Origin of the sequence: Azospirillum agricola (genome assembly GCF_017876095.1) — a bacterium.
Lineage (GTDB): Bacteria > Pseudomonadota > Alphaproteobacteria > Azospirillales > Azospirillaceae > Azospirillum > Azospirillum agricola.
On the sequence record NZ_JAGINM010000005.1, the window covers coordinates 261,995 to 286,944 of the forward strand.

Consider the following 24,950-nt stretch of genomic DNA (forward strand, 5'->3'; position numbering starts at 1 on the left):
CTGATGAACCGAAGCGGACGTCGTCAGCGCATGCGATACGCCAAACGGCAGCGAACGGATTTTCTGGAAAACCGCCCTACACAACCGAAAGCGAGGGGGGTGGGGCATTCGTGGCAGACGTTAGCGCTTCATCTTGTGGCCAGCCGATGCCTGTCCATTTACGGCCGTTCGGCAATATTGTGTCAGAAAAAACTGCTCCATCGAACTTAACATTATTGATGGTGGCGCCTGTCATGTCAGCCCTAGTCAAGTTGGCGTTTGTTAAAATCACGCCATTAAAAACAACCTTGCCAAGCTTAGAGTCTGTCAGGTTTGCTCCATAGAGTGAAATATCTTCTAATTTAGCCCCAATCATTGATGACTCACTAAAATCACATTCAGTAAAATTTGATCTTGATAAGCAAGACATATTAATATTACACTTTGTGAATTTTGTATAACTTAACATAGATCCAGCTATTCTTACTCTAAGAAGAAAAGAGTTGCTAAAATCTCCATATATAATAGACATAATCTCCATGTTTGAACCATAAACACTTGATTTCTTCAATGAAGTTTTAATTAATTCGATTCCCTTCATGTCGACCATCGACAAATTTACAATTAAAGAATCTTCTGTATCGTGTTTCTTTAATCTAGATATTGCGTTAATAGCCGTTTGAAGTTCGATACGTGATTTAAAATTATTATCATTATCCAATTTTTCTTTCGTAGATGGGGCAATATTTGACCATCCTTCTCGAACATATGCGCATAGTATTTCGATTGTTTGCGATAGCAGACGTGGGGTTGCTTTTCCCAAAGCTTCCAATGCGAGCGTGGCGCCCATCCGAACCGAAGCTTTCTCGTTCCCCAATTGCTCAACGGCTTTAGCGTAAGCTTCAGCGGCCTTAGCATAGGATTCAGCTTCCAATTTTCGCGCGGCCACAACACCGTCGCGATGCTGGTTCCATGTACGCCAGAACGCTAGCCCGACGCCTAACAAGCCGACTGGCGCTGCAAGCAAAAGCCCTACCGCTCCAACGAGCTTACCGTACGCCTCAACAGTCTTCTCAGGATCGGAAATGCTGCGGAACGCTGTCAAAGCACGCATCGTGGTTTCCTGGATGAGCGCCCATCCTCCGAGCGCCCACAAGACTGGTCCCAGCAACACCGCGATCACTCCGAGGACCGACAGTGCGACCGACGCAGTGGGATAGCGCCGGAGCCAAGCAAGAGCCGCCCGGCCTGTCTTAGCCGTTGGGGACTTGACCTTATTCCAGACGTGCAAGTTCCACCGCACCGGGCCACTCCTAGGCCACGCCACCAACCGCTCGGCTCTCCACTTCGGCAACACCATATTCGCCTCCCGCCATTCCTGAGACGAATTTACACGTCTGTAGCCTGTGACGCTTGGATGGAGTGGTGGCAGCGAATGGCCGGGACGGGTTGTTCCGACCATCGGAACCCGCTGCACACACAGGATGCCTCCACGCCCTTTAAAAATGCGTGCCGACAAGATGAAATTCCCGCCGGGAGGGCGGGTGCTGAACGGATTGCGGAGGGGCGGCGGGCGAACGCCGTTCGCGGGGGCCGAATTCAACCTGCGGACGCCGGGTTTCCGCCGACCCGACACAAGATGTTGATTCGGCCCCGGCCGGCCCGGCGCGGATAAGCTCGCGCGGCGCGGGAACGCGTGGCGGTTCAAGGGCTTAGAGGGGCCATAACCGGACAGGGTAGACGTTATGACAAACGAAGCGCCCTGATAGTCATCTCCTGGCGCATTGTAGACGTTCAGAGAAACCAATAGCGATGCTGACGGGTCCGAACGGCGCCAGCCAAACCTCTCCCTTTTCAGCTTTGCGGCCTGCCCCTGCTGCAATTCCCGAAGAAGCTGGAGGTCAAACTCGATGGACCTCTGCGCGCGACCCGTCAGCCAATGCCCAGCGCCGGCCTTCTGTGATTTCTCCATGCCCTTTTCACGACACCATGGACGCGACACCTTCCGCAACCGGAAAATGTCGCCAGCGCCGCGCCGCCGCGAAACCGGACACAAAGCTCGGGAGACGGACGGTGGGGCGGCAACGCGGATGCGCGGGGTGCCGGTCTGCCCCGCGCATGCGGCGCAAAACCACGACACCCCGCTTAACCCTTGCTTAACCCTGCGGGATCAATGTCCGGCAACGTTTTTCCCCTCACAGTCTTTCTGGAAACGAGCGCCTCATCATGGGCAACAAGACGATCAAGCTTTCCGACAAGGGCTCCTACCGCGACATCGCCCTGGAGCAACTGCCGCGCAACGTCCGCGCCGCCGTGACCGATCTGTCGGCCAAGAACCCGGTCGCCGACATCCTGGTCGATCAGGCCGGCATGCTCTACCGCATCCACCTGACCGCCCCGGCCAACATCTATCTGGACGTGCTCGCGGTCGCCTGAGCGCGCCTCGCCGCCGGTTGCGCGGCCGCCCGTGTCAGTGCGGCCGCCCTTCCAGCCGCCGCAGGGCGCGGTCGAGCACCGGCAGCGGAATCATCAGCACCACGCCGTCCAGGATCGCCCGTGCGTCCTCGAGATCGAGGCCGGTCGCGGCGGCCACCCCCCGTTCGTCCAGGCCGCGATCCTCGGCCAGCAAGGTGATCCACCCGGCCAGCGTCTGGGCCTGCGCCATCTGCGCGGCGGTGGCAAGAACAGGCCAGCGGCCCGAGGTCGGCGTCGCATTCTCGAACGGAAGCATGGGTTCCTCCCAAACAGTGACGGTCGGCAGATCGCTCCATTTCTTTTGCACCGCACAAATCAAGCGTGGTCCGCCATCTGTGCCATGTGCTTGGTCCGATATGATAACCCGGCCTAAGACTTGCCGACACCCCCGCCAAGGTCATAGTGACTTCTTGGCAGGATTGAACGGACCGCCGCGCATCCCACCGTTCCTCATTCCCCCCGATCCGGATCATTCCGCGCTCCACGGCGTTGGCCTTTCCATGGCAACGTCCACGCACCGGAGCGCCGCATGCAGCCTGCCGAGATCGAACTGTCCGCCTGGGTTCTGCTGACCGTCGCGGGGGAGGATTACCTGATCGGCCACAGCGAGCAGACCGGCGCGGTGCTGCTGTCCGCGCCGCTGGTCGACCTCGATTCCGACGTCACGCCGCAATGGGCGGTGGCCGACGGCGGCACGCGCTACCGGCTGGCGCCCTCGAGGGGGCTGCGCAGCGAGAGCGACCGGCAGGAAGCCGCCGCCCTGCTCGCCGACTCCCTGGCCGCCTGGGGCATTCCCGACAGCGAGCGCGGCCCGGTCCTGCAACAGGTGTTCGGCTCCGCCGGGCCCTGAAGCGCCGTCACTTTCCGAAGGGCTGCCCTGCCGTTGCCGCGCGACCGCGCCGACGCAACATTCCCATCGGTCGGGACCAGCCGGGCGGAACACCCCATGAGCAGCAAGGACACCAGAAACCCCTGCACCGGGCTATGCCGGTTCGACGCGGAGGGCGCCTGCCGGGGCTGCCGCCGCACCAAGGCGGAGGTGAAGGGCTGGAAACGCCTGTCCGACCCGGACAAGACGGCGATCAACCGGCGCATCCGGGCGCAGACCGCCGCGAAGGGCCCGGACGCGAAGGGCCCGGATACGAAGGAGCGGGACGCGAAGGGCCGCGACAAGCGCCTGCGCAAGCTCGACCGGAAGATCGGCAAGCTGGCGGCCCGGCTCGACGCCCTGCGGGCCGAGCGCGCAGCCCTGACCGGCGCGGCGCCCGGCACGTCCGGCCCGCGTCCGGCGCCATAATCGGCTAAGCTCGGTCCACCCGCGGGGAATCGGCCTCCGGCGGGCACGGGTTTCGGAACGGCGAAAAAGAGAATGTTCACTCTCAGGAAGAACGAGCGGTTCGGGCAGGAGATCAAGAAGAGCCGCTTCCTGGCCTCGGCGGGGCCGGTCGGGACGGAGGAGGAGGCCCGCCGCTTCATCGCCGGGAACGGCAGCCAGGAGGCCGGCCACAATTGCTGGGCGTTCCGGATCGGCGACCTCCACCGCTTCAGCGACGACGGCGAGCCCGGCGGCACGGCCGGCCGCCCGATCCTCCAGGCCATCGAGGGGCAGGAGTTCGACCGGGTGGCGGTGGTGGTCAGCCGCTGGTTCGGCGGCGTCCTCCTGGGAGCCGGCGGGCTGGTCCGCGCCTATGGCGGCACGGCGGCGGCCTGCCTGCGCGCCGCCGAACGGGAGCCGATCATCGCGTTCGCCACCCTTTCCGTCACCTGCGCCTTCGCGGACGAGGCCAGGATCCGGGCGGGGCTCGGCGCCTTTCCGGCCACCCTCGTCGAAACCAGGGGGTTTTCGCCGGACGGCGTGCGGCTTCGCGTCCGGACGCCCGAAGCCCGGCTGGACGATGCCATCCGGATGCTCACCGACATCTCGCGCGGCCAAGCGGACATCCGCCCCGGCGAGGGCTGACGGACAGGGCCCTTCCGCGCGGCGACACCTCCGGTCAGTAGACGTCGCGGCAGTAGAGCCCGTCCTCCGCCAGCCGGTCGAGGGCGTCGGCCCCGATCATCTCGCGCAGCACCTCCTCCACGGCCGGGGCCATGCCGGCGCGGCTGCCGCAGACATAGACCGCCGCCCCCGCCGCCAGCCAGTCGCGCAGTTGCCCCCCCGCCTGACGCAGCCGGTCCTGGACATAGGCCCGCTCGGCCCCGTCGCGGGAAAAGGCGAGGTCGAGCCGCGGCAGGTAGCCGTCCCGCTGCAACGCCTCGATCTCGCTGCGGTAGTAGTAGTCGTGCCGGGCGGTGCGCTCGCCGAAGACCAGCCAGTTGCGCCGGTGCCCCCTCTGGCGCCGCGCGCGCAGATGGGCGCGCAGGCCCGCCAGCCCGGTGCCGTTGCCGATCAGGATCAGCGGACGGTCGTCGGCCTGGGGATGGAAGGACCGGTTGCTGCGCAGACGCACGTCCACCATGCCGCCGATCTCCAGATGCTCGGTCAGCCAGCCCGACCCCAACCCCAGCCCGCCGCCCGGCAGGCGCACCTGACGGATCAGCAGATGCAGGCGGCCATCCTCGGGAACCGAGGCGATCGAGTAGTCGCGGCGGGGCAGCGCGGCGAGGCGGTCGGCCAGCGCCTGCGCCGGCCCGCCAGACGCCAGAGCCTCCACCGGCGGCAACTGGCAGCGGGCGAGGCGGTCGGCCAGCCGTTCCGGCCCGTCCTCGCCAGCGACCATGGCCTCCCCCTCCAGCCCGCCGGCCGCCAGGACGGCCGCCACGCGGTCGGGGGTGTTGCGCACCCGGATCTCGGCAATGTCGCCGGCGACCCAGTGCAGCCGCTCCCCGGCCGGCGGCTCCATTTCCAGATGATAGGTGGGAAGGCCGGAGCTGTTCCGGTTGAGCAGACGCCGCTCGGCGAGCCGCCAGCGGCCGTGTGACGGGGGCGCCGGAACCGCCGGAACGGCCGGAACGGCCGGAACGGCCGGAACCGCCGGAACGGCCGCGCCGCCGGTCATCGCCCCGAGACGGTCCCACCATCGGGCGAGGTCGGCCTCGGCCATCTCGTCGACGGCGACGGCGGGAAACAGCGCCCGCGCCCCCTGCGCCAGCAGCCACGCCTCCAGCGCCAGCCCGAAGGCGCAATGCCGGGCGTACTGCCGGCTGCCCAGCGCCAGCACGCCGACGCGCAGGCCGCCCAGCGCGGCGGTTCCGCCCATCACCTTGCGGGCGAAGCCGCGGGCGCCGTCGGGCGGCTCGCCGTCGCCGTAGGTGCTGGCCACGAACAGGGCGCGGGCGCCGGGACGGGCGGCGTGCGCCTCCAGCGCCGGGATGTCCAGGGCGGACACCGGCTTGACCGTCGCCGTCAGGCCGGCGGCCCGCAACGCCGCCGCCGTCCGCCACGCCATCTGCTCCGCCCGGCCGGTCTGGCTGGCGTAGCCGATGAGCACGCACTCCCCCGCCTCCACGGAACCGGCCGCCGCCAGGGCGCCGGCGGCGCGCCTGGCCGCGCGCTTCCGCCGGCGGCGGTCCAGGTACAGCATCCAGCCGGTCACCGCGAACAGCGGCATGGCGAAACTGGCCAGCATCATCAGGACGAGGCCGACGGTGCCGAAATACTCGCCCGAATGCAGGACGAAGACGCTGCGCATCAGCTTCTGCCCGGCCGGCAGATCGTCGTACCGGCTGTGGGCGGCCGGCGCCAGCGTCCGGCCGTCCAGGGTCAGCGTGTTGCCGGCGCGCGGGTGGGCCGGATCGGCGGGAAGATAGGAGATCTGGACGGGTTGGCCGCCGCCCGCCAGCCGGACGGTCGCCGTGCCGTAGCCTTCCGGCACCGCGCGGACGAAGGCGGCCCAGATCGCCGGAACGTCCGGCGGAGCCGGCGGCCGGGCGGCCCGCTCGCCGCCCCGCTCCCCGCCCCGTTCACCACCTTGACCGCCGCCCTGGCCGCCGCCCTGCGGGGGCCGCTGGACGGCGGGCGTTCCGGTCAGCGCCATCAGGCCGTCGCGGTACCAGCCGTAGGACCAGTGGAGGCCGGTCAGGCTGGCCAGCAGGTAGAACAGCAGCGCCCAGGTGCCCAGCACCGCGTGCAGGCTCCACAGGAAGCCGCGCCCCTTCTGCCGGCGGTCGAGCGTCAGCCATGTCCGCAGGCTGCCCGGCCGGCGCGGCCAGCGCAGGTACAGCCCCGACAGGCTGAGCACGATCAGCGCGATGGTGGACGCCCCCACCAGATGCTTGCCGACATCGCCGGCCAGCAGCCAGCGGTGAAGCTGCATGATGGTGCGGAAGGTCTCCTGCCCGGACGGAGGCGGAAGCAGCGCGCCGCTGTAGGGATCGACCTGCCGGTTCTCCCCGCGCGGCTGGCGCCCGCCCTGCCCGGCGGCTCCCGGCGGCGGCGCGAAGGTGACGACGGCCGGTTCCGTGGGGTCGGCGCTGACGCGCAGCGCGGCGATGCCGCGATCGGGGTTGTTGCGCGCCACCCGCTCATACAGGTCGGGAAGCGCCAGCGTGCCCTGCGGACGCGCGGCGACGCTCAGCACCCCCGGATTGAGCAGGCGGAGAAGATCGTCCTCGAAGGACAGCAGCGCCCCGGTGACGCCGACCACGCACAGGATCGTTCCGGCGGTGATGCCCAGCAGCCAATGAAGCTGAAACCAGAACCATTTCAACATGAGGAATTCCGTCGAAGGAAAGCTGGAACCGGCAATTCCGACGGCGGGCGCATGGATGGCCGGCCCCCGGATGACGACACGCGAAGACGGATGGGGTTTGGCCGCTCCAGGGACCGTGGCAGTCACGGGACTCCTTTTAGCAACCGACCCGTGGTGCCGTTCAACGGCAATAATTCAGAATGATTCTAAATCATGGAGCCACGGCCCCTTCCCCGATGCGGCCGAAGCCGGCCGGAGGTCCGCCGCCGCCGGAGCGGCGGCGCGCGGAGCGGACGGGCCGGGGCTCCCCTGATTGGGAAATTCGTGTTTTCTTTCAATCATCAAGCCGGGCGCCCCGGCATCCCGGCCTGCGCGATCCAGCCCGGCGTCATGGCACGGGACAGCGGCCTGTGACGCGCAAGACACACAGAGAATAATAATCACTCGCATATTCTACCCCCCTTGGGAGAGGGGAGCGAAGGGGTCCCGGCTGCGCGACCGACGGGCACCGGCCGATACCGGGACAGGCCGCTGGGACAGGGTGCCGGGACAGGGTGCCGGGACAGGGCGCCGGCGGGCTACGCGCCCGCCCGCTCCGGCGGGGAAAGATCCAGCCGCCGCTGAATCCCCGCCCTAGCAAGGAACGTCTCATCGTGGCTGACCAGCAGAAGCGCGCCGTCATAGGCGGCCAGCCCCGCCTCGATGGCCTCGATCGAATCGATGTCCAGATGGTTGGTCGGCTCGTCGAGAATGAGCAGCGACGGCGGCTCCGCCCCGCCCAGCACGCAGGCGAGGCCGGCGCGCAGCGCCTGCCCGCCGCTCAGCGTGCCGACCCGCTGGAGGGCCGCGTCGGCCCGGAACAGGAAGCTGGCGAGGGTGGCGCGGCAGGCGTTCTCGGTCGCGCCGGGGTTGAGCCGCAGGAAGTTGTCGCGGATCGACGTCTCGGGATCGAGGATGCCGACGCTCTGGTCCAGCATGGCGAAGCCCACGGCGACCGACACCGTTCCCCGGATGGGCGCGAGCTGGCCGGCGATCAGCCTCAGCAGCGTCGTCTTGCCCGATCCGTTCGGCCCGACGACGGCGACGCGCTCCGGCCCGACCATGGACAGGGAGAGATCGCGGATGAGCGGACGGCCGGCGTCATGGCCCGCCGTGACACCCTCCAGCCTCAGCACCGTCCGGTTCGCCGGAAGCCCGGTCGGCGGCAGCGTCACCGCCATATCCTTCAGGATTTCGATGCGGGCCTGCGCCGCCGCCACCGCCGTCCGCGCCTCCGCCCTCTGGCGCTCGGCCAGCCGGACGCCCTCGCCCCGGCTCGCCTCGGCGTTGCTCCGGCGGGCGCCCAGGAGGATGCGGGGGGTGCCGCCGCGCGCGCCGGCCCGCGCCCCGGCGCCGTCGCGGCGGTCCTGCCGCTCGGTCGCGCGCTGCGCCTTGCGGTCGATCTCCGCCGCCGCCTTCTCCGCATGGGCCAGATCCTGCGCCGCCGCCGCCAGCTCGGCCGCCTTGCGCTCGCGATACAGGGTCCAGTTGCCGCCGTAGCGCGCGGCCCCCAGGGTGCTCAGCTCGACGATCGCGTCCATGTGGTCGAGAAGCTCGCGATCGTGGCTGACGACGATCGCGCCCGCGCGCCAGCCGGCGAGAAGCGCCATCACCGCCTCCCGGCCGGGCCGGTCGAGATTGTTGGTCGGCTCGTCGAGCAGCAGGAAATCCGGTTCGGCGAAGACCGCCGCGGCAAGGCTGGCGCGCGTCCTCTGGCCGCCCGACAGCTGCGCCAGCCGCGTGTCGGGCCGGGCGTCGAGTCCGACCCGCGCCAGCGCGGCGGCGATGCGCTCCTCCAGCGTCCAGTCGGCGTCGGCCAGCTCCTCTACCCCCGCCTCGCCGGCCTCGGCCCGGCGCAGGATGGCCAGCGCATCGCCCACCCCGAACAGGTCGGCCAGGGTTTCCCGCTCGCCGAACCGGACCGTCTGCTTCAGCCGGCCGAGCGTGCCGCTCACCGAGACGCCGCCGCCGAGCGGCTGGAGTTCCCCGGCGACGAGCCTCAGCAGCGTGGTCTTGCCGACCCCGTTGCGCCCGACCAGCCCCACGCGCTCCCGCCCGAACGCGATGTCGAGACCGGACAGGACGCCCTGGCCGTCGGGGGTGGACCAGGAGAGCTTGGACAGGGTGATGGAGGCCATGCCTGGGGAACCTTGTTGAAACGGCGATATCAGCACGGTATCGTGCTGATATCAGACGCCGGCGGAAAACTCAACCGGCTTGGACGGTCGCGAAGGGAGCTTGGATGGAAACCGGCGGACGCAAGCCCGGCGGACGGCCGACCAGGGAGCAGGCCGCCGCTCTCGGCGCGCGGCTGCTCGACGGCGCGCGGTCCGTCTTCTGCCGGAAGGGCGTTTCCGGCAGCTCGCTCGAGGAGATCGCCTTCGAACTCGGCGTGTCCAAGCACACCCTCTACCGCCGCTACCCCAACAAGGCGGCGTTGCTCGACGCGGTGGTCGAGCGCGACATCGGCCGGTTCCGCCACGCCCTGTCCGCCGCCGCCGCCGCCGCCAATGACGGGGCCGGCGACGGGGCCGGTGACGGGGCCGGACCGCTGGAGGCGCTGCGGCGTACGGCGCTTCGCTACGCCGAGATCGGATCGGCGCGCGATTACGCGGCCTTCTATCTCTCGCTCAACGCCGAGGCCGCCCTCTCCGCCAGCCTCCGCGCGCGGCTGGCGGAATGGTCGCGGGCGGCGCTGGAGCCCCTGGCCGGGGCCGTCGCCGCCGCGCAGGCGGCGGGCGCCCTCCGGCCCGGCGATGCCCTGGCGGTCTGCGGAATCCTCGTGGATCTTCTGGAGGGCGCCAACAACCGGGTCCGCCTCGGCGACGGGGCATCGGGCGATGCGCCCTGCCTCGAACGGCTGTTCGACGAACGCTGGACCGTCTTCACCGCCGCCATGGGCGGGCGCGGCTGATCCCGCCCGCCGCCGGCCCCGCTTGGCCCCTGCGCTTGGATCATGCCCGGCCCCGCATATGCCCGGGCACGAGCGCGCTCCCCCGCCTCGGGCGACGATCACGGCCACGCCTTCCGGCGCCGCGGGAAGCAGCGGCCCGCTTGTCCAAGGTCAAGTCGCCGGGGAAAGGCGCGGGTTAGGGTTCGGCCGTCATGCCTTCCCCTTCGCAGACCGAGCCACTTCGGGATAGACCCGCCATGATGACGAAAGCCGACCCGATGACCGCCATGACCGCGCGCCCGCAACAGGGTCCGTCCTGGAACCGGAGGATGGTTCCCTTCATGGCGGCCTCGATGGGGTTCCTGTTCCTGAGCTTCCTGCTCGTCAGCTTCCACGCGTGGTTCTACACCGACGCCGCGGTGCAGGCGGCACGGATCGGAGCGCTCCGCTCCCTTCTCGTCGCCGACGAGCCCGCGACGCCGTCTCCGGATCTGGCCGGGCGCGTCGTCCATGCGCGGGGCGTGGCGGTGGCCGGGCAGCCGGTTTCCGACACCGGCATGGGAATCGCCTTCGAGGGGACGCTCGCCGTCCAGCGCGTCGTGGAACGGTTCCGTGGCGGGCGGAAGGGCAGCCTGACCCCGGACGAGACGCGCCATCTTGCGTCTCCCGGAGCGCATCTCGGCGGGTGGTCGCTGACGGAGCCGCTCCTGGCCGCCGATCCCTCGGCCCTGGAGCCGCTGCGGCCGGGCGTGGATTTCCGCCCGCCGCCGGGCATGCGGATCTCGGAGAGCGACCCCTTCGGCGCCTACCAGACGAGCCGCCCCGAGACCCCGGCTTCCGACCCGGCGACGCGTCTGACCGACGGCGACCGGCGGTTGACGTACAGGGCGCTGCGCGACGGCCCGTTGAGCGTGATCGCCGCGGTCGACGGGACGGGCCGCAAACTGGTGCCGGTCCGCATCGACGGGGACAAGGTGGCGCTGCTGGCCGGCGGGACCGTCGACGCCGCGACCATGGTCGCCGGTTCCCTCAAGGAGGCCAACGCCACCCGTCTCACGGTGACGCTGTGGGCGCTCGCCGCCGGCTGGGTGCTGTTCATGATCCCGGCGCTCTGGACGCCGATACCCCGCCGGATCGCCCTGACGATCGTCCCGCTGGCCGGGATCGCCGCGACGCTTGGCGCGGCCATGGCGGCGGCCGTGCCGGGCGGCATCGGCGGCAGCTTCGTCGCGGGACAGACGGGGGTGATCCTCTATGTGCTGGCGCTCGCGCTCCTCGCCCGCCGGCGGAACTCCCCGGACTGAGCCGAAGGCGGGCCGGCAGCGCCATCCTTGATTTCGATCAACGAGATCCGCTGGCCATGGTGTAGAATGGCACCGTCTTGCGGTCCTTCCGGGACCAGTGGGTTTGTGGGATGAAACAGCGTAACAGCGCAGCCCTGCGGTGTGTGACGGCCGGCCTGATCCTGCTGGCCATGCTCCTCGCCCCTTTGGCGCCGGTGGCCGCCCAGAGCCGGGGCCCCGCCCTGTCGGACCGCTGCGGCCACGCCGTTTCCGCCGCCATTTCCACCGCTGTTTCCACCGCCGTCTCCCCACTGGGGCCGGACGCCGGGATGACCGCTTGCGGCCATGCCTCCTCCCGGACCACCGACGCACCGGCCATGGACATGGCGGAGGGCGACGGCTGCGCGGCCGTGCATTGCCACGTCATGCACGCCGGCCTGCCCCTCGGCGCCGCATCCCTTCCCGCCGTTCCGGCCCCCGCGCCGCCGCCGGCGCCCATGGCTGCCCTGCTGGACGGCGTTGGGGTGGATCCCGCGCTGGAGCCCCCGCGCGCCTTCCCGTGACCGTCCGGCCCACGCCACGGCGCTCCCGCCGCCGGCCATCGGCCGCGCGGGAGCCGCACCGCCCGTCCCGTCTCCCCTTCCGCGGGAGCGGACCGCGAGTTTCGAAGGATTTGCCAAGATGACGATGAAGACCAAGAAGGTTGCGGCCGCCCTGGCCGTGGCGGCCGTTCTGGCCGGTGGCGCCGCGATCGGCGGAGCCTCCCTGTTCGCCGGCGCCCCGGCCGCCGCGGCGCAGGTGGTCGAGGTGTGGAAGGCCCGGACGTGCGAATGCTGCACCGGATGGGTCCGGCACATGATCGCCGCCGGTTTCGCCGTCACGGTCCACGAGGTCGACGACGTCGACCCGATCAAGGCGGAGCATGGCATCCCCGGACAGCTGCACTCCTGCCACACCTCGGTCGTCGACGGGTACGCGGTCGAGGGCCATGTCCCGGCGGCGGATGTCAAGCGGCTGCTCGCCGAGCGGCCCAAGGCCAGGGGACTGTCGGTTCCAGGCATGCCGCAGGACGCGCCGGGAATGGACATGAAGACGGGCGAACCCTATCAGGTCGTCCTCTTCGGCGCCCCGGACGGCAGGATGCGGGTCTACGCGACCCACTGAAGGCGCGCCGGCCGGTCAGCTCGAAGGGCCGCCGGCGCGCAGCGCCGGACGTCCCGGTTCCCCCGGCTTGCGGAGGGCGATGGCGGCCGCGCCGCCGACGATCAGGACATCGGCGACGTTGAAGGTCGGCCAATGCCACCCGAAGGCGTGCAGATCGAGGAAATCGGTGACCGCCCCCTGGCGCAGGCGGTCGACGACGTTGCCGAGCGCCTCGCCGGCGGCGGTCAGGGACGCTGCTGGAGGGTGATGCAGTCCCTCTTCGCCCGCTTCAGGCTCTCACAGGCCGAACGGGCGGACGCGCCGTCGAATCCGACGAGCTGAGCCTTGAACAGCGCCCCCGACCGCTGAACCGCCGGTTTCGCGGCGGCGGCCAGGGCGCCCAGCTCCTTCCGGACGGATTCCGCGTCCTGGCGGGCCGCCTGGAGGGTGCCATACGCGCCGGTCTGGATCGCCCAGCCTCCCGTCGCGGCGGCGGTTGCTGCTGCGGCGGCGGCGGGGCGCCGGACCTCCGGCTTGGGGGCGGACACCAAGGCGTCACCCGGCTTCACCGGGGCGCGGCTGCGGAAGCCGATGTCCATCAGCTCGACAATGCGCCGGTCGCGCTTGGCGGCGCTCTCGCCGCCCAGCACCACCGCGATCAGGCGACGGCCGTCGCGGGCGGCCGAGGCGGCGAGATTGAACCCGGACGCGGCGATGTAGCCGGTCTTGATGCCATCCATCCCGTCATAGCGGTCGAGCAGCCGGTTGTGCCCGTGGATGGTCTGGTCCTGCCAGTCGAAGCTGCGGCGGCTGAAGTAGGGATAGTAGCGCGCGTGGCTGCGGACGAGGACGCGGGACAGGATCGCCATGTCGCGCGCGGTGGTGCGCTGCGCGCGGTCGGGCAGGCCGGACGCGTTGCGGAAGACGGTCCGCTTCATCCCGAGCTCGCGGGCCCGCCGGGTCATCGCCTGCGCGAAGGCGGCTTCGTTCCCGGCCATCGCCTCGCCGAGGACGACGGCGACGTCGTTGGCCGATTTGGTGCTGAGCGCCAGGATCGCGTCCTCCACGCGGATGGTGTCGCCCGGCGCGACTCCAAGCCGGGAGGGCGCCATCGTCGTGGCGTGGTACGAGACCGGCAGCGGCTGGTCGAGCCGGAGCTGGCCGCGGTCGAGCGCCTCGAACGCCAGGAGGAGCGTCATCATCTTGGTCAGGGAGGCGGGATAGGTCGGGACGTCGGCGTTGTGCGCCCTCAGCACGGCCCCGGTGGCGGCGTCCATCAGGATCTCGGCGGCGACCGGCCGCGCCGGCGCCGATTCGCGCCCGGCCTTGGCCGCCGCCGGCACCGACAGGGAGGACACCGCCACCAGGACGAGAGCGGCGGCGGCGGAGCGGGCACGGGCGAGCATGGCGGAAGATCCGGTCCAGCGGTTGGGCGAGAGGCCACGGGTAGCCCGGCCCGCCTTAAGCGACTGTTAAGCCCCCCCACGCCCGGCTGGAAAAATGCGGCGGCGGGACGGGTGACGAAGCGGTTGGATTGCGTGGCGGCAATGGCCACGGTCGCCTTCATGCTCCGCCCCCGCCGCCTTCCCGCGATCCTGACGGTCCTCCTGGGCTTCGCCCTGGGATCGGCGGTGCCGGACGCAAGGCGGGGCGCGGCGGCCCGGCCTCAGATCCCCTCGCCCAGGCAGATCCCGTCCCGCTTGCGCTCGACCCGGCAGGCGACTCCGGCGAAGTCGCACACCGGCGGGATGAGGGCGGCGACGCGGCGGCTGATGGCGTCGCCGCGATGCACGATGGCGTAGTCGAGCGGGGCCAGCGCGAGCGGGACCTCGACGCCGCGCAGGTCGCCCGCCTCGACATAGGGCGCGAAATAGGCGCGTGGCAGGTAGGTGATGCCGAGCCCGGCGCGCGCCAGTTCCGCCAGCCCGATCAGGCTGTTGCAGGTCAGCACCCGGCCGCGCTCGATCCCCAGCCGGTCCAGCTCGCGCAGCAGCCGCAGATGCAGCATCGACCCCTCGGCGTGAGTCAGCACGGGAAGCTGCGCCAGCCGTTCCAGCGAGAGCCGCTCCTCCCCGGCGGGGATCAGCTCGGGGCTGCACATCCAGGCGGATTCCAGCTTCGGCAGGGGATGGGTGACGTAGCCGGCGTCGGACTCCAGCGACGGGCTGATCACCAGATCCAGAGCGTGCCGGGCAAGCTGGTGGCGCAGTCCCGCCGCCATGTCCACGCGCGGCTCCAGCACCATGCGCGGATAGACCCGGCGGATCGCCGCCACCAGATCGGCCAGCCAGGTCAGGGCGACCATCTCGGTGACGCCGAAGCGGAAGCGCCCGGAAAAGGACTCGTCGCCGGCCAGACGGTGCAGCACCCCCTGGCGCAGGCTCAGCATCGCCGAGAAATCGTCGATGACCTCGCGCCCCTTCAAGGTCAGGGTCGCCGAGGCGTTGCCGCGCTCGATCAGCTCGACCCCGAAATGGGTCTCCAGCTCGTGGATGCGCTTCGAGATGGTCGATTGCGTGGTGCCGAGCCGCGCCGCGGCGCCGTGGAAGCTGCCAAGCTCGCTCACCCAATAGACGGCTTCGATCTGTTTTAGCGTCAGCATCCCCTGTCCCAACACTGTTGGATGAAAAAAAGCGATTGCCCGCGCCTGGAGCGTGCAAGGCGGCGGGCGCTCCGTGATTGCGGCCGGAATCGCCCGGAAATCAAGCATCATGAACGGTAGCGATTGCGCATGATGAAAAAAAGTCAGTTTTACCTAGTCAATTTATAGCCTTTAATAGCGATGAAATTTTCGCTTGGAGTGTGAAATGCGGAGGCTTTGGAGCTGGGCCGTTGGGCTGTCGATGGTCGGGCTGTCGGTGGTCGGCTTGCCGATGACGGGCGCGGAGGCGGCGCAGGCGGCCTACCCCGACCGTCCGGTGCGGATCGTGGTGCCCTTCTCGGCGGGCGGCGGGCAGGACATCTTCATCCGCGTCATCGCCAACAAGGTTTCCGAACGGCTCGGCCAGCCGCTGGTCATCGACAACCGTCCGGGCGCGTCGGGCAACATCGGCGCCAGCACGGTCGCCGCCGCCGCGCCCGACGGCTACACGGTTCTGCTCGGCACGGCGGCGACGCACGGCATGAACCAGGCGCTGTTCAAGAAGCTCGACTTCGACGCGGTCAAGAGCTTCGAGCCGGTGGCGCTGGTCGCCGTCGTGCCGCTGGTGCTGGTCACCCACCCCTCGGTGCCGGCCAGGACGGTGCCCGAGCTGGTCGCCTACCTGAAGGCCAACCCCGGCAAATTCAACTACGGCTCGTCGGGCACCGGCGCGCCGCTGCATCTGGCCGGCGAGCTGTTCAAGAAGTCGGCCGGGGTGGACGTCGTCCATGTCCCCTACAAGGGCTCGGCCCCGGCCATCGCCGATCTGCTGGCCGGCCGCACCATCCTGCAATTCGACACCTTCGCCGCCACCAACCAGCACGTCGCGGCGGGCGCGCTGAACCGTCTGGCGGTGGCGGGGCCGACCCGCTCGCAGGGCGCGCCGGACCTGCCGACGCTGCTCGAACAGGGCGTTCCCGGCGTCGACGCCTATTCCACCAGCGCCATCTTCCTGCCGGCCGGAACGCCGCCGGCCATCGTCGACCGTCTGAACGCGGCGTTCCGCGCCGCCGTCTCCGACCCGTCCCTGGCCGGCAAGCTGGCCGAGATCGGCTTCGACCCGGTCACCGACTCGACCCCCGCCAGCCTGAAGGCGCATGTCGAGGCCGAGATCGCCAAATGGGCGCGCATCGTCGCCGACGCCGGCATCCAGGCCGAGTGAGCGGAGCATGAGCGGCGCCCTCCCCCACCGCCCCTTGCGCATCGGCTTCATCGGCTTCGGCGAAGTGGCCTCGCACGTCCTTCCAGGCTTGCGCGACGCCGGCCTGACCGACATCGCCGTGTACGCCCGCCGCCCCGAGGCGCGCGACCGGGCAGCCGGGCTGGGCGCCGCGGCCTCGTCCGACATCGCCGCGCTGGCCGACCGCGACGTGGTCCTCGCCTGCGTGCCGGGTTCCGCCGCCGTCGACGCCGCCCGCAGCGCCGCCGCCCTGCCCTCCACCCTGCTCTATGTGGACGTCAGCTCGCTGGACCCCGCCGGCAAGCGCGCGGCGGCCGAGGCGGCGCCGGGCGTGTTCGTCGACGCCGCGATCCTCGGCTCGGCGGTCGAACGCGGCCACCGGGTTCCGCTGGTCGCCTCGGGGCCGGGCGCCGCCCGCTTCGCCGGTCTCTTCGCGCCGCACGGCATGGTGATCGAGGTCGTCGGCGACCGGCCCGGCGAGGCGGCGGCGATCAAGCTGGTGCGCAGCGTCTTCGTGAAGGGGCTCGAAGCCCTCTATGCCGAAGCCTTCGTCGCCGCCCGCCGCCTCGGCGTGCTCGACACGGTGGAGGCGAGCGTCGCCGAGTTCCTCGACGCCCGCCCGGCCAGGGACACCGCCGACATGCTGCTGCGTTCGCATCTGCTGCACGCCGCCCGCCGGGCCGAGGAATGCGCGCTGTCCGCCCGCCTGGTGGCGGATGCCGGCCTCGACCCGCTGCTGTCCGCCGCCACCGCCGCCCTGATGGCGCGCACCGCCGCCCGCGTCCCGCAAGAGAAGGTCCGGGGCCGCCCCGGCGTGGCGCAGGCCGTCGCCCTGCTCGACGAATCGCTAGGAGACAACCCGTGAAGATCGCCCGCGTCGAAACCTTCCTGTTCCACCCCGGCAGCGGCAAGAACCTGCTGTTCGTGCGCATCGAGACCGAAAGCGGCCTGCATGGCTGGGGCGAGGCCTACGTCTCGGTCAAGAAGGAGAAGGTGGTCGATCAATACCTGAAGGCCATCGCCCCCTACCTGATCGGCCGCAGCGCCTTCAACATCCGCCATCTCGGCCAGATCCTGTTCGACGATTTCGCCATCCGCCGCAGCTCCGTCGATTTCCTCTGCGCCTGGAGCGCCGTCGAGATCGCGCTCTGGGACCTCGTGGCCAAGAAGGCCGGGCTGCCGCTGCACAACATCCTGGGCGGCGCGGTGCGCGAGACGGTGCGCGTCTACGCCAACGGCTGGTGGTACGGCGTCGATTCCATCGACAAGACGGTGGAGCGCGCCCTGGCGGTCAAGGCGATGGGCTACACCGCGCTGAAATGGGATCCCTTCCCCGGCCCCTGGCGCACCTTCGTCTCGGCCGCCGAGGAGGATTACGCGGTCGACAACGTCCGCGCCGTGCGCGAGGCGGTCGGGCCGGAGATGGATCTGCTGATCGACGCCCACCGCCGGGTGGCGCCGCACCACGCGATCCGCGTCGCCCGCCGGCTGGCCGAATTCGGCATCTATTGCTACGAGGAGCCCTGCCTCTCCGACAACATCGATCTGGTGGCCGAGGTCCGGCAGGCCATCGACGTGCCGGTGGTGACCGGCGAGACCCTCTACACCAAGGAGGATTTCGTTCCGGTGCTGGCCAGGCGCGCCGCCGACATCCTCAACCCGGACGTCTGCGCGGTCGGCGGCATCGGCGCGATGCTCGACATCGCCGCCATGGCCCAGCCGCACGCGGTCGCCATCAGCCCGCACAACTACAACAGCACCATCGTCGGGCTGGCCGCCACCCTGCACCTGTCGGCGGTGATCCCGAACTTCACCATCGCCGAGCTGTTCATCAACCTCCGCGAGGCCTGCGACGCCATCACGCCCTCGCCCATCGTCATCGGGGAGGGCGGCTGGGCGGCGCTGCCGACCGCCCCCGGCCTCGGCGTCGAGATCGACCGCGAGGCGCTGCTCGCCCGCCCCTACCAGGACTTCCCGCACAAGGACATGCGCCAGTACTGGGAGGAATTCCCGCGCAAGAACTACGTGTGGGGCGTCGCCAACGTCACGCGCTGATCCCCCCGCATTCCCTGATTCCCATTCCTGATTCGGGACCCTTCTCCATGCCCCACGTCGACGACCACCGCCGCCCGTCCCCGGACCTCGTCCGCGCCTTCGCCGGCATCGCCGCCGCCACCGCCCACGAGGCGCAGGGCCGCACCGGCGCGCTCGCCTCCGGCGTCAAGCCGCTCTATTCCGGGATGCGGCTGCTCGGCCCCGCCTTCACCTGCGAATGCCCGCCGGGCGACAATCTGACCCTGCACGCGGCGTTGAAGCTCGCCAAGCCGGGCGACGTGCTGGTCTGCGCGACCGGCGGCTTCACCGAGCAGGGCCTGTTCGGCGACGTGATGGCGAGCTGCGCCAAGGGCAACGGCATCGCCGGCCTGCTGACCGACGGCGGCGTGCGCGACGGCGCCACCATCCGCGACATCGGCTTCCCGGTCTTCGCCCGCGCCCAGTCCATCATCGGCACGGTCAAGGAAAGCCTGGGCCCGATCGGCCGCCCGGTGGTGGTCGGCGGGGTCGCGGTCAACCCCGGCGACCTCATCATCGGCGACGACGACGGCGTCGTGGTGGTGCCGCTCGGCACGCTGGAGACGGTGCTCGCCGCCAGCCGCGAGCGCGAAAAGAAGGAGGAGCGCTTCCGCGAGGCGCTGCTCACCGGCAAGACCACCTGGGACATGCTGAACCTCGACGCCCTGCTGCAAAGCAAGGGCATCGAGCTGACGCACTGACCCCATCGACCGCCCCCCATCGACTGACGCCCGCCCGCCGATCGGAACCGACACCATGTCCAAACTTCGCCGCGCCCTCCTCGCCGCCGGCCTTCTCGCGCCGCTGGCCCTCCTCGTGGCCGGCGCGCCGGGCGCGCAGGCCGCCGACGCTTATCCCTCACGGCCGGTCAGGCTGGTCGTGCCCTTCCCGCCCGGCGGGTCGAACGACCTGCTGGCCCGCGAGATCGCCGACGCGCTGGCCCAGCGCCTGAAGGCCCCCTTCGTCGTCGAGAACAAGGGCGGCGCCGGCGGCGCCATCGGCATCGAGGCGGTCGCCAAGGCGCCGGCCGACGGCTACACCATCCTGGTGGTGTCCAACAGCCTCGTCACCGCCCCGGCGCTCAACCGCCAGCTCCGCTTCGACGCGGTGAAGGACTTCGCGCCGATCGCGCTGATCGCCGAGCTGCCGACCGTGCTGGCGGTGACGCCCGACGTGCCGGGGACGACGCTGGCCGAGGCGCTGGCCCACATCAAGGCCAACCCCGGCAAGCTGAACTACGCCTCGGCCGGCATCGGCGCGCCGCAGCACCTCTCCACCGAGTATCTGAAATCGGCGACCGGCGCCGACATCGTCCACATCCCCCTGCAAGGCCAGGGTCAGATGCTGACCGAGATGCTGGGCGGGCGCGTGCAGCTGATGATCGGCGTGTTCAGCACCGCCCAGCCCTATTTCGCCAAGGGTTCGCTGAAGGCGCTGGCCACCGGCGGCGCCAGGCGCACCCCCGCCGCCCCCAACCTGCCGACCATCGCCGAGGCCGGCGTCCCCGGCTACGCCGTGCAATGGTGGCTGGGGGCTCTGGCCCCGGCCGGAACGCCGCCCGACATCGTCGGCCTGCTCAACCGCGAGATCCTCGCGCTCGGCCAGGACACCGCCTTCCGCGCCAAGCTGGCCGCCGCCGGCATCGACTGGGTGGGCTCCGGCCCGGCCGAGTTCGGCCGGACGCTGGCGAGGGATCTGGCGCTGTGGACCAAGGTCGTCGCCGACGCCGGCATCGAGGCCAAGTAAGGGGAGACCATTCGATGGATCCGCAAGTCGAAGCCGAACTGGCTCCCTTCGCCGGCGACCTGCTCGGGCTGCTGCCGCCGGGGATGATCCGCCGGGTTGCCCTCCCCCGTCCCTCCGCCGACGTCATCGCCGGCTACAAGGCGCTGCCCGACCTGACCTCGGTGGTCGCCGACATCCTCGACGAGCTGGGCTTCGACACCGCGATCCCCGGCGGCCGGCTGGCGCCGCTCGCCCCGGAGCAGCGCATCGTCGGCCCGGCCGTCACGGTCAGGCAGGCCCGCGTGCGCCGGCCGGCCGGCCACGGCATCGCGCACCGTCTGGTGCCGCGCCTCGGCGGGCTCGATCAGGTGACGCTGAGCCGGCCGGGCGACGTGCTGGTGATCGACGCCGGCGGCGCCGACGACGCATCGAGCTTCGGCGGGCTGATGGCGACGGCGGTGCACAGCCGCGGGCTGGCCGGGGTGGTGGTCGACGGCTGCGTGCGCGACGCCGAGAGCATGCGCCGCATGGGGCTGTCGGTGTGGTCGCGCGGCCTGACCCCGCGCACCGGCAAGCACCGGCTGGAGATCGTCGAGTTCAACGGCGTGGTCGAGATCGGCGGCACGCAGGTGCTGGCCGGCGACCTGCTGCTCGGCGACCGCGACGGCCTGATCGCCGTGCCCGCCGAGTTGGCCGAGGAGGTGCTGCGGCGCGCCCAGGCGGCGACGGCCGGCGAGAAGGCGCTGATCGACAGCGTCCAGCGCGGCGACGCCCCGCGCGACAGCATGGCCGTGCTGCCGCCCGAGAAGTGGTGAGGGAAGACACCATGCCCACCACCCCGCGCATCGGCCCCCCGCGCATCGGCCTGATCGGCTTCGGCGAGGTCGGGTCGAGCTTCGCCTGCGGCTTCCTCGCCGATGGCCTGACCGGGCTCGTCGCCTACGACGAGCCGCAGAGCGACGCCCAGCGCGACCTCGCCCGCCAGCGCGCCGAGGAATTGGGCGTTCCCCTGCTCGACGACCCGGCGGGACTCGCCGACCGCGATCTCGTCGTCTGCTGCGTTCCGCAGGATCGGGCGATGGCGGCGGCCGAACGCTGCGCCGGTGCCCTCGCGCCCGACGCGCTCTACGCCGACGTGAACTCGCTGGGGCCGCCCGACAAGATCGCCGTGGCCGAACGGGTCGCCGCGCTGGGCGGGACCTTCGTCGACGCGGCGATCATGGGCATGCCGATCAACGACCTCCACCGCGTCCCGGTGCTGGCCTCGGGCGAGGCGGCGCAGCGCTTCGCCGATCTGGGCAACCGCATCGGCATGCGCATCCAGGTGACCGGCACGCGGCCCGGCGACGCGGCCGGCGTCAAGATCCTGCGCAGCGTGGTGACCAAGGGGCTGGAATGCCTGCTGGTCGAAAGCCTGACGGCGGCCCGCCGCCACGGCCTCGACCACGCGGTGCTGGACAGCCTCGTCGGGCTGTTCGGCCCGCAGAGCCGCGCGGTCCTCGACTTCCTGATCCGCACCCACGCCGTGCACGCCCGCCGCCGGTCGCTGGAGGTCGCCATGTGCGCCGACACGCTGGCCGCCGCCGGACTCGACCCGCTGGTCACCGCCGCCGTCGCCGCCCGCCTGCGCCGCACCGCCGGCGGGGGGCTGGCCGCCGCCGCGAACGGACGGCTTCCCGCCGGCACCGACGACGCCGTCGCCCTCTTCGACCGCCACCTCGACACCCCCGCGGAGACCCCCGCATGAGCATCCGAAACACAAGCGACTTCGTGTCCGGGCTGGTCCTGGTCGCCACCGGCGCGGCCGCGATCCTCGCCGCCCGCGACTACGCCATGGGCACCGCCTTCCGCATGGGGCCGGGCTATTTCCCGGTGCTGCTCGGCGGCCTGCTGGCCCTGCTCGGCGCCGCCATCAGCCTGCGGGCGCTGTGGATCGACGAGGGCAACCGGATGGGCGGCGTCGCGTGGCGCCCGGTCCTGCTGGTGCTCGGCGGGGTCTTGTCCTTCGCCCTGCTGCTGAGCGCGCTCGGGCTGGTGCTGGCCAGCCTGCTGGCGCTCGCCGTCTCGGCGCTGGCGACGCACGACGTCCGCCATTGGGAAGTGCCGGTGCTGTCGGCGGGGCTCAGCGCCTTCTCGCTGGTCGTCTTCGTCTACGGGCTCGGCCTGCCCTTCAAGATCTGGCCGGTCTGAGCGGGAAACAGAGACGATGCTGAACGACCTGATCCTCGGATTCTCGGTGGCGGCGACGCCGGTCAACCTCTTCTACTGCCTGATGGGATCGCTGTTCGGCACGCTGGTCGGCGTGCTGCCCGGCGTGGGGCCGGTGGTGACCATCGCGGTGCTGCTGCCGGCCACCTTCGCGCTGGAGCCGACCAGCGCGCTGATCATGCTGGCCGGCATCTATTACGGCGCCCAGTATGGCGGCTCGACCACCTCGATCCTGCTGAACCTGCCGGGCGAAACCTCGTCGGTGGTGACCTGCCTCGACGGCCACGCCATGGCCCGCCAGGGGCGCGCGGGGCCGGCGCTGGCGGTGTCGGCGCTCGGTTCCTTCTTCGCCGGCTGCGTCGCCACCCTGCTGATCGCGCTGTTCTCGCCGCTGCTGGGCGCCATCGCCGTGCGCTTCGGTCCGGCCGACTATTTCTCGCTGATGGTCGTCGGGCTGGTCGGGGCGGTCGTGCTGGCGCAGGGCTCGCTTCTGAAGGCGGTGGCGATGATCGTGCTCGGCCTTCTGCTCGGGCTGGTCGGGACGGATGTCAACTCGGCGGTGTCGCGCTTCGACTTCGGCCTGCCGGAGCTGGCCGACGGCATCAACTTCGTCGTGCTGGCGATGGGTCTGTTCGGCATCGGCGAGATCATCGTCACGCTGGAACGCCGCAAGGACGAGGAGGGGACCGTCATCCCGCACGGCCGGGTCTGGCCCAGCCTGGACGACACCCGCCGCTCCTGGAAGCCGGTGCTGCGCGGCACCGCGCTGGGTTCGCTGCTGGGGCTGCTGCCGGGCGGCGGCACCGCGCTCGCCTCCTTCGCCGCCTACGCGCTGGAGAAGAAGCTGTCGCCCACGCCCGGACGCTTCGGCAAGGGCGCCATCGAGGGGGTCGCCGCCCCGGAATCGGCCAACAACGCGGCGGCGCAGACCTCCTTCATCCCGCTGCTGACGCTGGGGCTACCGTCCAACGCGGTGATGGCGCTGATGGTCGGCGCCATGATGATCCACGGCATCACGCCGGGGCCGCAGATCATGACCGCCCGGCCCGACCTGTTCTGGGGCATGATCGCCAGCATGTGGATCGGCAATCTGATGCTGGTGCTGCTCAACATGCCGATGATCGGGCTGTGGGTGCGGCTGCTGCGCATTCCCTACCGGCTGCTCTACCCGGCCATCCTGCTGTTCGCCTGCATCGGCATCTACAGCGTCAGCAACAGCGCCTTCGACGTCGGCCTCGCCGCCGCCTTCGGGCTGCTCGGCTACATCCTGGTCAAGGCCGCCTTCGAGCCGGCGCCGCTGCTGCTGGGATTCATCCTCGGCCCGCTGATGGAGGAGAATCTGCGCCGGGCCATGACCATGTCGCGCGGCGACGCCGCAGTCTTCCTGCGCGAGCCGGTCAGCCTGGGCCTGCTGCTGCTCGCCCTCCTCCTTCTGGCCGCCACGCTGCTGCCGGCCGTCAAGCGCGGCCGCCGCGAGGTCTTCGTCGAATGAGCGCCGGTTGCCGGGACCGTCCGTCCGCCGGCGCCGTCGGTTCCTGGAAAGCGCGCATGAAGCCGGACGCCGACATGGGCCGATGATGTCGGCAGGGGTTTATGAGTGATGGCCTGAAATGTTTCAGGCTCGCCGACGGCCCGCTCAGAACAGGGGCCGCAGGGCGAGATGGGCACCCAGCGCCAGCAGGCCCAGGAAGAAGCAGCGCCGGAAGGTGTCCTGACGCACGCGAAGGCGCAGCCATTGGCCGAGCAGCATGCCGGCCAGGGACGGAAGCAGGGCCAGCAGGGACATCCCCACCAGCGCGCCGGCGAACACGCCGTGCTGGGCCAGACCGGCGGCCAGCGCCACCGTGGAGACGGTGAAGGACAGCCCCAGGGCCTGCACCAGCTCCTCCCTCTCCAGGGCCAGCGCCTGGAGGTAGGGGACGGCCGGGATCACGAAGACGCCGGTGGCGGCGGTCACCAGCCCGGTCGCCAGCCCGACCAGCGGCCCCATCCACCGCTCGCTCCCGGCCGGCACGCGCAGCCGCGCCGAGGACAGGCCGAGGATCGCGTACAGCACCAGGGCGATCCCCAGCGCCATGGTCGCGACCCCCGACGCGTCGCTGGCCAGGAAGCCGGCGCCCACCCAGGTTCCCAGGCACACACCCGCCATCATCGGCCACAGCCTTTCCAGAAGAGGGCCGAATCCGGGGCCGCTCGCCAACTGCCAGACATTCGTCACGAACGAAGGCACGATCAGCAGCGAGGCCGCCTCCGCCGGCGGCATGACGAGACCCAGCAGCCCCATGGCGACGGTGGGAAGACCCAGCCCGATCATCCCCTTCACGCCGCCGGCGAGCAGGAATGTCAGGGCTACGGCGGCGATGATGGGGAGGGAGTGGCTCGGCATGGAGCCGATCTAGACGCCGATCCGGGCACGGGACAATGCGGATGATCCGCAGCGTGCCTCAGGCGTGGACGAAGGCAGCGGCCCGGCCGGGGCACGGAGGCCGCGACCGCCCCGACCGTGGCAGATCGGCAACACACCAGCGGCGGCGCGTCAGCAAAATCGTAGGTAGTCACACAATTCTTGCCAGAGCCGCCGCCCGCTGAATACAATGATAATCATTCGCATTTTTGCCGATCCGCACCGACGTTCGCCTCCACCGGGAGGACGCCGTGCCGGCCGCTGAAGTTGCGTCAC

At 70.4% G+C, this 24,950-nt stretch carries 25 protein-coding genes; 17 read left to right on the forward strand and 8 right to left on the reverse strand.

The window, feature by feature from the left end; genetic code table 11:
- Positions 1–76: 76 nt before the first annotated feature.
- Positions 77–1,162, reverse strand: coding sequence for a pentapeptide repeat-containing protein (locus tag J2847_RS34815; protein ID WP_209778768.1), 1,086 nt, complete (start codon positions 1,160–1,162; stop codon positions 77–79).
- A 1,043-nt stretch (positions 1,163–2,205) separates the two neighbouring features.
- On the opposite strand from J2847_RS34815, the gene J2847_RS09585 reads away from it, so the two are divergent.
- Positions 2,206–2,415 (forward strand): hypothetical protein, encoded by a 210-nt coding sequence (locus J2847_RS09585; RefSeq protein ID WP_209778769.1) that lies wholly within the window; start codon positions 2,206–2,208, stop codon positions 2,413–2,415.
- A 34-nt stretch (positions 2,416–2,449) separates the two neighbouring features.
- On the opposite strand, the gene J2847_RS09590 is transcribed toward J2847_RS09585, so the two are convergent.
- Complete coding sequence (locus J2847_RS09590) at positions 2,450–2,710, reverse strand: hypothetical protein (protein ID WP_223677544.1); 261 nt, start codon at positions 2,708–2,710, stop codon at positions 2,450–2,452.
- A 273-nt stretch (positions 2,711–2,983) separates the two neighbouring features.
- On the opposite strand from J2847_RS09590, the gene J2847_RS09595 reads away from it, so the two are divergent.
- The 3 genes from J2847_RS09595 (at position 2,984) to J2847_RS09605 (ending at position 4,414) form a co-directional block, all read left to right on the forward strand.
- Positions 2,984–3,304 carry a hypothetical protein gene (locus tag J2847_RS09595; RefSeq protein WP_209778770.1) on the forward strand — a complete coding sequence of 107 codons (321 nt, stop codon included), beginning with the start codon at positions 2,984–2,986 and terminating at the stop codon, positions 3,302–3,304.
- A 96-nt stretch (positions 3,305–3,400) separates the two neighbouring features.
- Positions 3,401–3,751 (forward strand): DUF1289 domain-containing protein, encoded by a 351-nt coding sequence (locus J2847_RS09600; RefSeq protein WP_209778771.1) that lies wholly within the window; start codon positions 3,401–3,403, stop codon positions 3,749–3,751.
- A 72-nt stretch (positions 3,752–3,823) separates the two neighbouring features.
- On the forward strand, positions 3,824–4,414 hold the full coding sequence (locus tag J2847_RS09605) for an IMPACT family protein (protein WP_209778772.1): 591 nt from the start codon (positions 3,824–3,826) through the stop codon (positions 4,412–4,414).
- A gap of 34 nt (positions 4,415–4,448) precedes the next feature.
- Here J2847_RS09605 and J2847_RS09610 read toward each other — a convergent pair whose 3' ends face one another.
- Complete coding sequence (locus J2847_RS09610) at positions 4,449–7,106, reverse strand: sulfite reductase flavoprotein subunit alpha (RefSeq protein ID WP_209778773.1); 2,658 nt, start codon at positions 7,104–7,106, stop codon at positions 4,449–4,451.
- A gap of 557 nt (positions 7,107–7,663) precedes the next feature.
- The gene (locus J2847_RS09615) at positions 7,664–9,262 is read right to left on the reverse strand and encodes an ABC-F family ATP-binding cassette domain-containing protein (protein WP_209778774.1); all 1,599 of its coding nucleotides are present in this window, start codon (positions 9,260–9,262) and stop codon (positions 7,664–7,666) included.
- Positions 9,263–9,366: 104 nt separating this feature from the next.
- Here J2847_RS09615 and J2847_RS09620 point away from each other — a divergent pair, with 104 nt between their 5' ends.
- From J2847_RS09620 to J2847_RS09635, 4 genes are all read left to right on the forward strand, one after another.
- On the forward strand, positions 9,367–10,038 hold the full coding sequence (locus J2847_RS09620) for a TetR/AcrR family transcriptional regulator (RefSeq protein WP_209778775.1): 672 nt from the start codon (positions 9,367–9,369) through the stop codon (positions 10,036–10,038).
- A 236-nt stretch (positions 10,039–10,274) separates the two neighbouring features.
- Positions 10,275–11,321, forward strand: a complete 1,047-nt coding sequence (locus tag J2847_RS09625; protein WP_209778776.1) for a TMEM43 family protein — start codon at positions 10,275–10,277, stop codon at positions 11,319–11,321.
- 110 nt (positions 11,322–11,431) lie between these two features.
- Positions 11,432–11,863 carry a hypothetical protein gene (locus J2847_RS09630; protein WP_209778777.1) on the forward strand — a complete coding sequence of 144 codons (432 nt, stop codon included), beginning with the start codon at positions 11,432–11,434 and terminating at the stop codon, positions 11,861–11,863.
- A gap of 118 nt (positions 11,864–11,981) precedes the next feature.
- Positions 11,982–12,464 carry a DUF411 domain-containing protein gene (locus tag J2847_RS09635; protein WP_233474400.1) on the forward strand — a complete coding sequence of 161 codons (483 nt, stop codon included), beginning with the start codon at positions 11,982–11,984 and terminating at the stop codon, positions 12,462–12,464.
- Between the two features lie 15 nt (positions 12,465–12,479).
- Here J2847_RS09635 and J2847_RS09640 read toward each other — a convergent pair whose 3' ends face one another.
- The 3 genes from J2847_RS09640 to J2847_RS09650 all read right to left on the reverse strand — a co-directional run bounded on the left by J2847_RS09640 (position 12,480) and on the right by J2847_RS09650 (position 15,045).
- On the reverse strand, positions 12,480–12,716 hold the full coding sequence (locus tag J2847_RS09640) for a signal peptidase II (protein ID WP_411800569.1): 237 nt from the start codon (positions 12,714–12,716) through the stop codon (positions 12,480–12,482).
- Positions 12,689–13,849, reverse strand: a complete 1,161-nt coding sequence (locus J2847_RS09645; RefSeq protein ID WP_209778778.1) for a D-alanyl-D-alanine carboxypeptidase family protein — start codon at positions 13,847–13,849, stop codon at positions 12,689–12,691. The genes J2847_RS09640 and J2847_RS09645 overlap by 28 nt, the downstream gene beginning before the upstream one ends.
- 260 nt (positions 13,850–14,109) lie before the next feature.
- The gene (locus J2847_RS09650; protein ID WP_209778779.1) at positions 14,110–15,045 is read right to left on the reverse strand and encodes a LysR family transcriptional regulator; all 936 of its coding nucleotides are present in this window, start codon (positions 15,043–15,045) and stop codon (positions 14,110–14,112) included.
- Positions 15,046–15,250: 205 nt separating this feature from the next.
- Between J2847_RS09650 and J2847_RS09655 the strand changes: the two genes are divergently transcribed.
- From J2847_RS09655 to J2847_RS09695, 9 genes are read left to right on the forward strand one after another with little or no spacing between them, the layout of a single operon-like run.
- Positions 15,251–16,246 carry a Bug family tripartite tricarboxylate transporter substrate binding protein gene (locus J2847_RS09655; protein WP_209778780.1) on the forward strand — a complete coding sequence of 332 codons (996 nt, stop codon included), beginning with the start codon at positions 15,251–15,253 and terminating at the stop codon, positions 16,244–16,246.
- A gap of 7 nt (positions 16,247–16,253) precedes the next feature.
- Complete coding sequence (locus J2847_RS09660; protein WP_209778781.1) at positions 16,254–17,129, forward strand: NAD(P)-dependent oxidoreductase; 876 nt, start codon at positions 16,254–16,256, stop codon at positions 17,127–17,129.
- Positions 17,126–18,319, forward strand: a complete 1,194-nt coding sequence (locus J2847_RS09665) for a mandelate racemase/muconate lactonizing enzyme family protein (RefSeq protein WP_209778782.1) — start codon at positions 17,126–17,128, stop codon at positions 18,317–18,319. Before J2847_RS09660 ends, J2847_RS09665 begins: the two co-directional genes overlap by 4 nt.
- 47 nt (positions 18,320–18,366) lie before the next feature.
- Positions 18,367–19,038 (forward strand): 4-carboxy-4-hydroxy-2-oxoadipate aldolase/oxaloacetate decarboxylase, encoded by a 672-nt coding sequence (locus J2847_RS09670; RefSeq protein WP_209778783.1) that lies wholly within the window; start codon positions 18,367–18,369, stop codon positions 19,036–19,038.
- A gap of 55 nt (positions 19,039–19,093) precedes the next feature.
- A complete protein-coding gene (locus J2847_RS09675) occupies positions 19,094–20,083 on the forward strand; it encodes a tripartite tricarboxylate transporter substrate binding protein (RefSeq protein WP_209778784.1) in 990 nt (329 codons plus the stop codon).
- A 14-nt stretch (positions 20,084–20,097) separates the two neighbouring features.
- Positions 20,098–20,877: an RraA family protein gene (locus J2847_RS09680; protein WP_209778785.1), complete on the forward strand. Its 780-nt coding sequence runs from the start codon at positions 20,098–20,100 to the stop codon at positions 20,875–20,877.
- A gap of 11 nt (positions 20,878–20,888) precedes the next feature.
- Positions 20,889–21,809 (forward strand): DUF1932 domain-containing protein, encoded by a 921-nt coding sequence (locus J2847_RS09685; RefSeq protein ID WP_209778786.1) that lies wholly within the window; start codon positions 20,889–20,891, stop codon positions 21,807–21,809.
- Entirely contained in the window at positions 21,806–22,252 is a 447-nt protein-coding gene (locus J2847_RS09690) for a tripartite tricarboxylate transporter TctB family protein (RefSeq protein WP_209778787.1), read from the forward strand. The genes J2847_RS09685 and J2847_RS09690 overlap by 4 nt, the downstream gene beginning before the upstream one ends.
- 16 nt (positions 22,253–22,268) lie before the next feature.
- Entirely contained in the window at positions 22,269–23,762 is a 1,494-nt protein-coding gene (locus J2847_RS09695; protein WP_209778788.1) for a tripartite tricarboxylate transporter permease, read from the forward strand.
- Between the two features lie 144 nt (positions 23,763–23,906).
- Here the strand turns inward: J2847_RS09695 and J2847_RS09700 are convergent, their stop codons facing one another.
- Positions 23,907–24,656: a sulfite exporter TauE/SafE family protein gene (locus J2847_RS09700; protein WP_209778789.1), complete on the reverse strand. Its 750-nt coding sequence runs from the start codon at positions 24,654–24,656 to the stop codon at positions 23,907–23,909.
- Positions 24,657–24,950 lie beyond the last annotated feature (294 nt).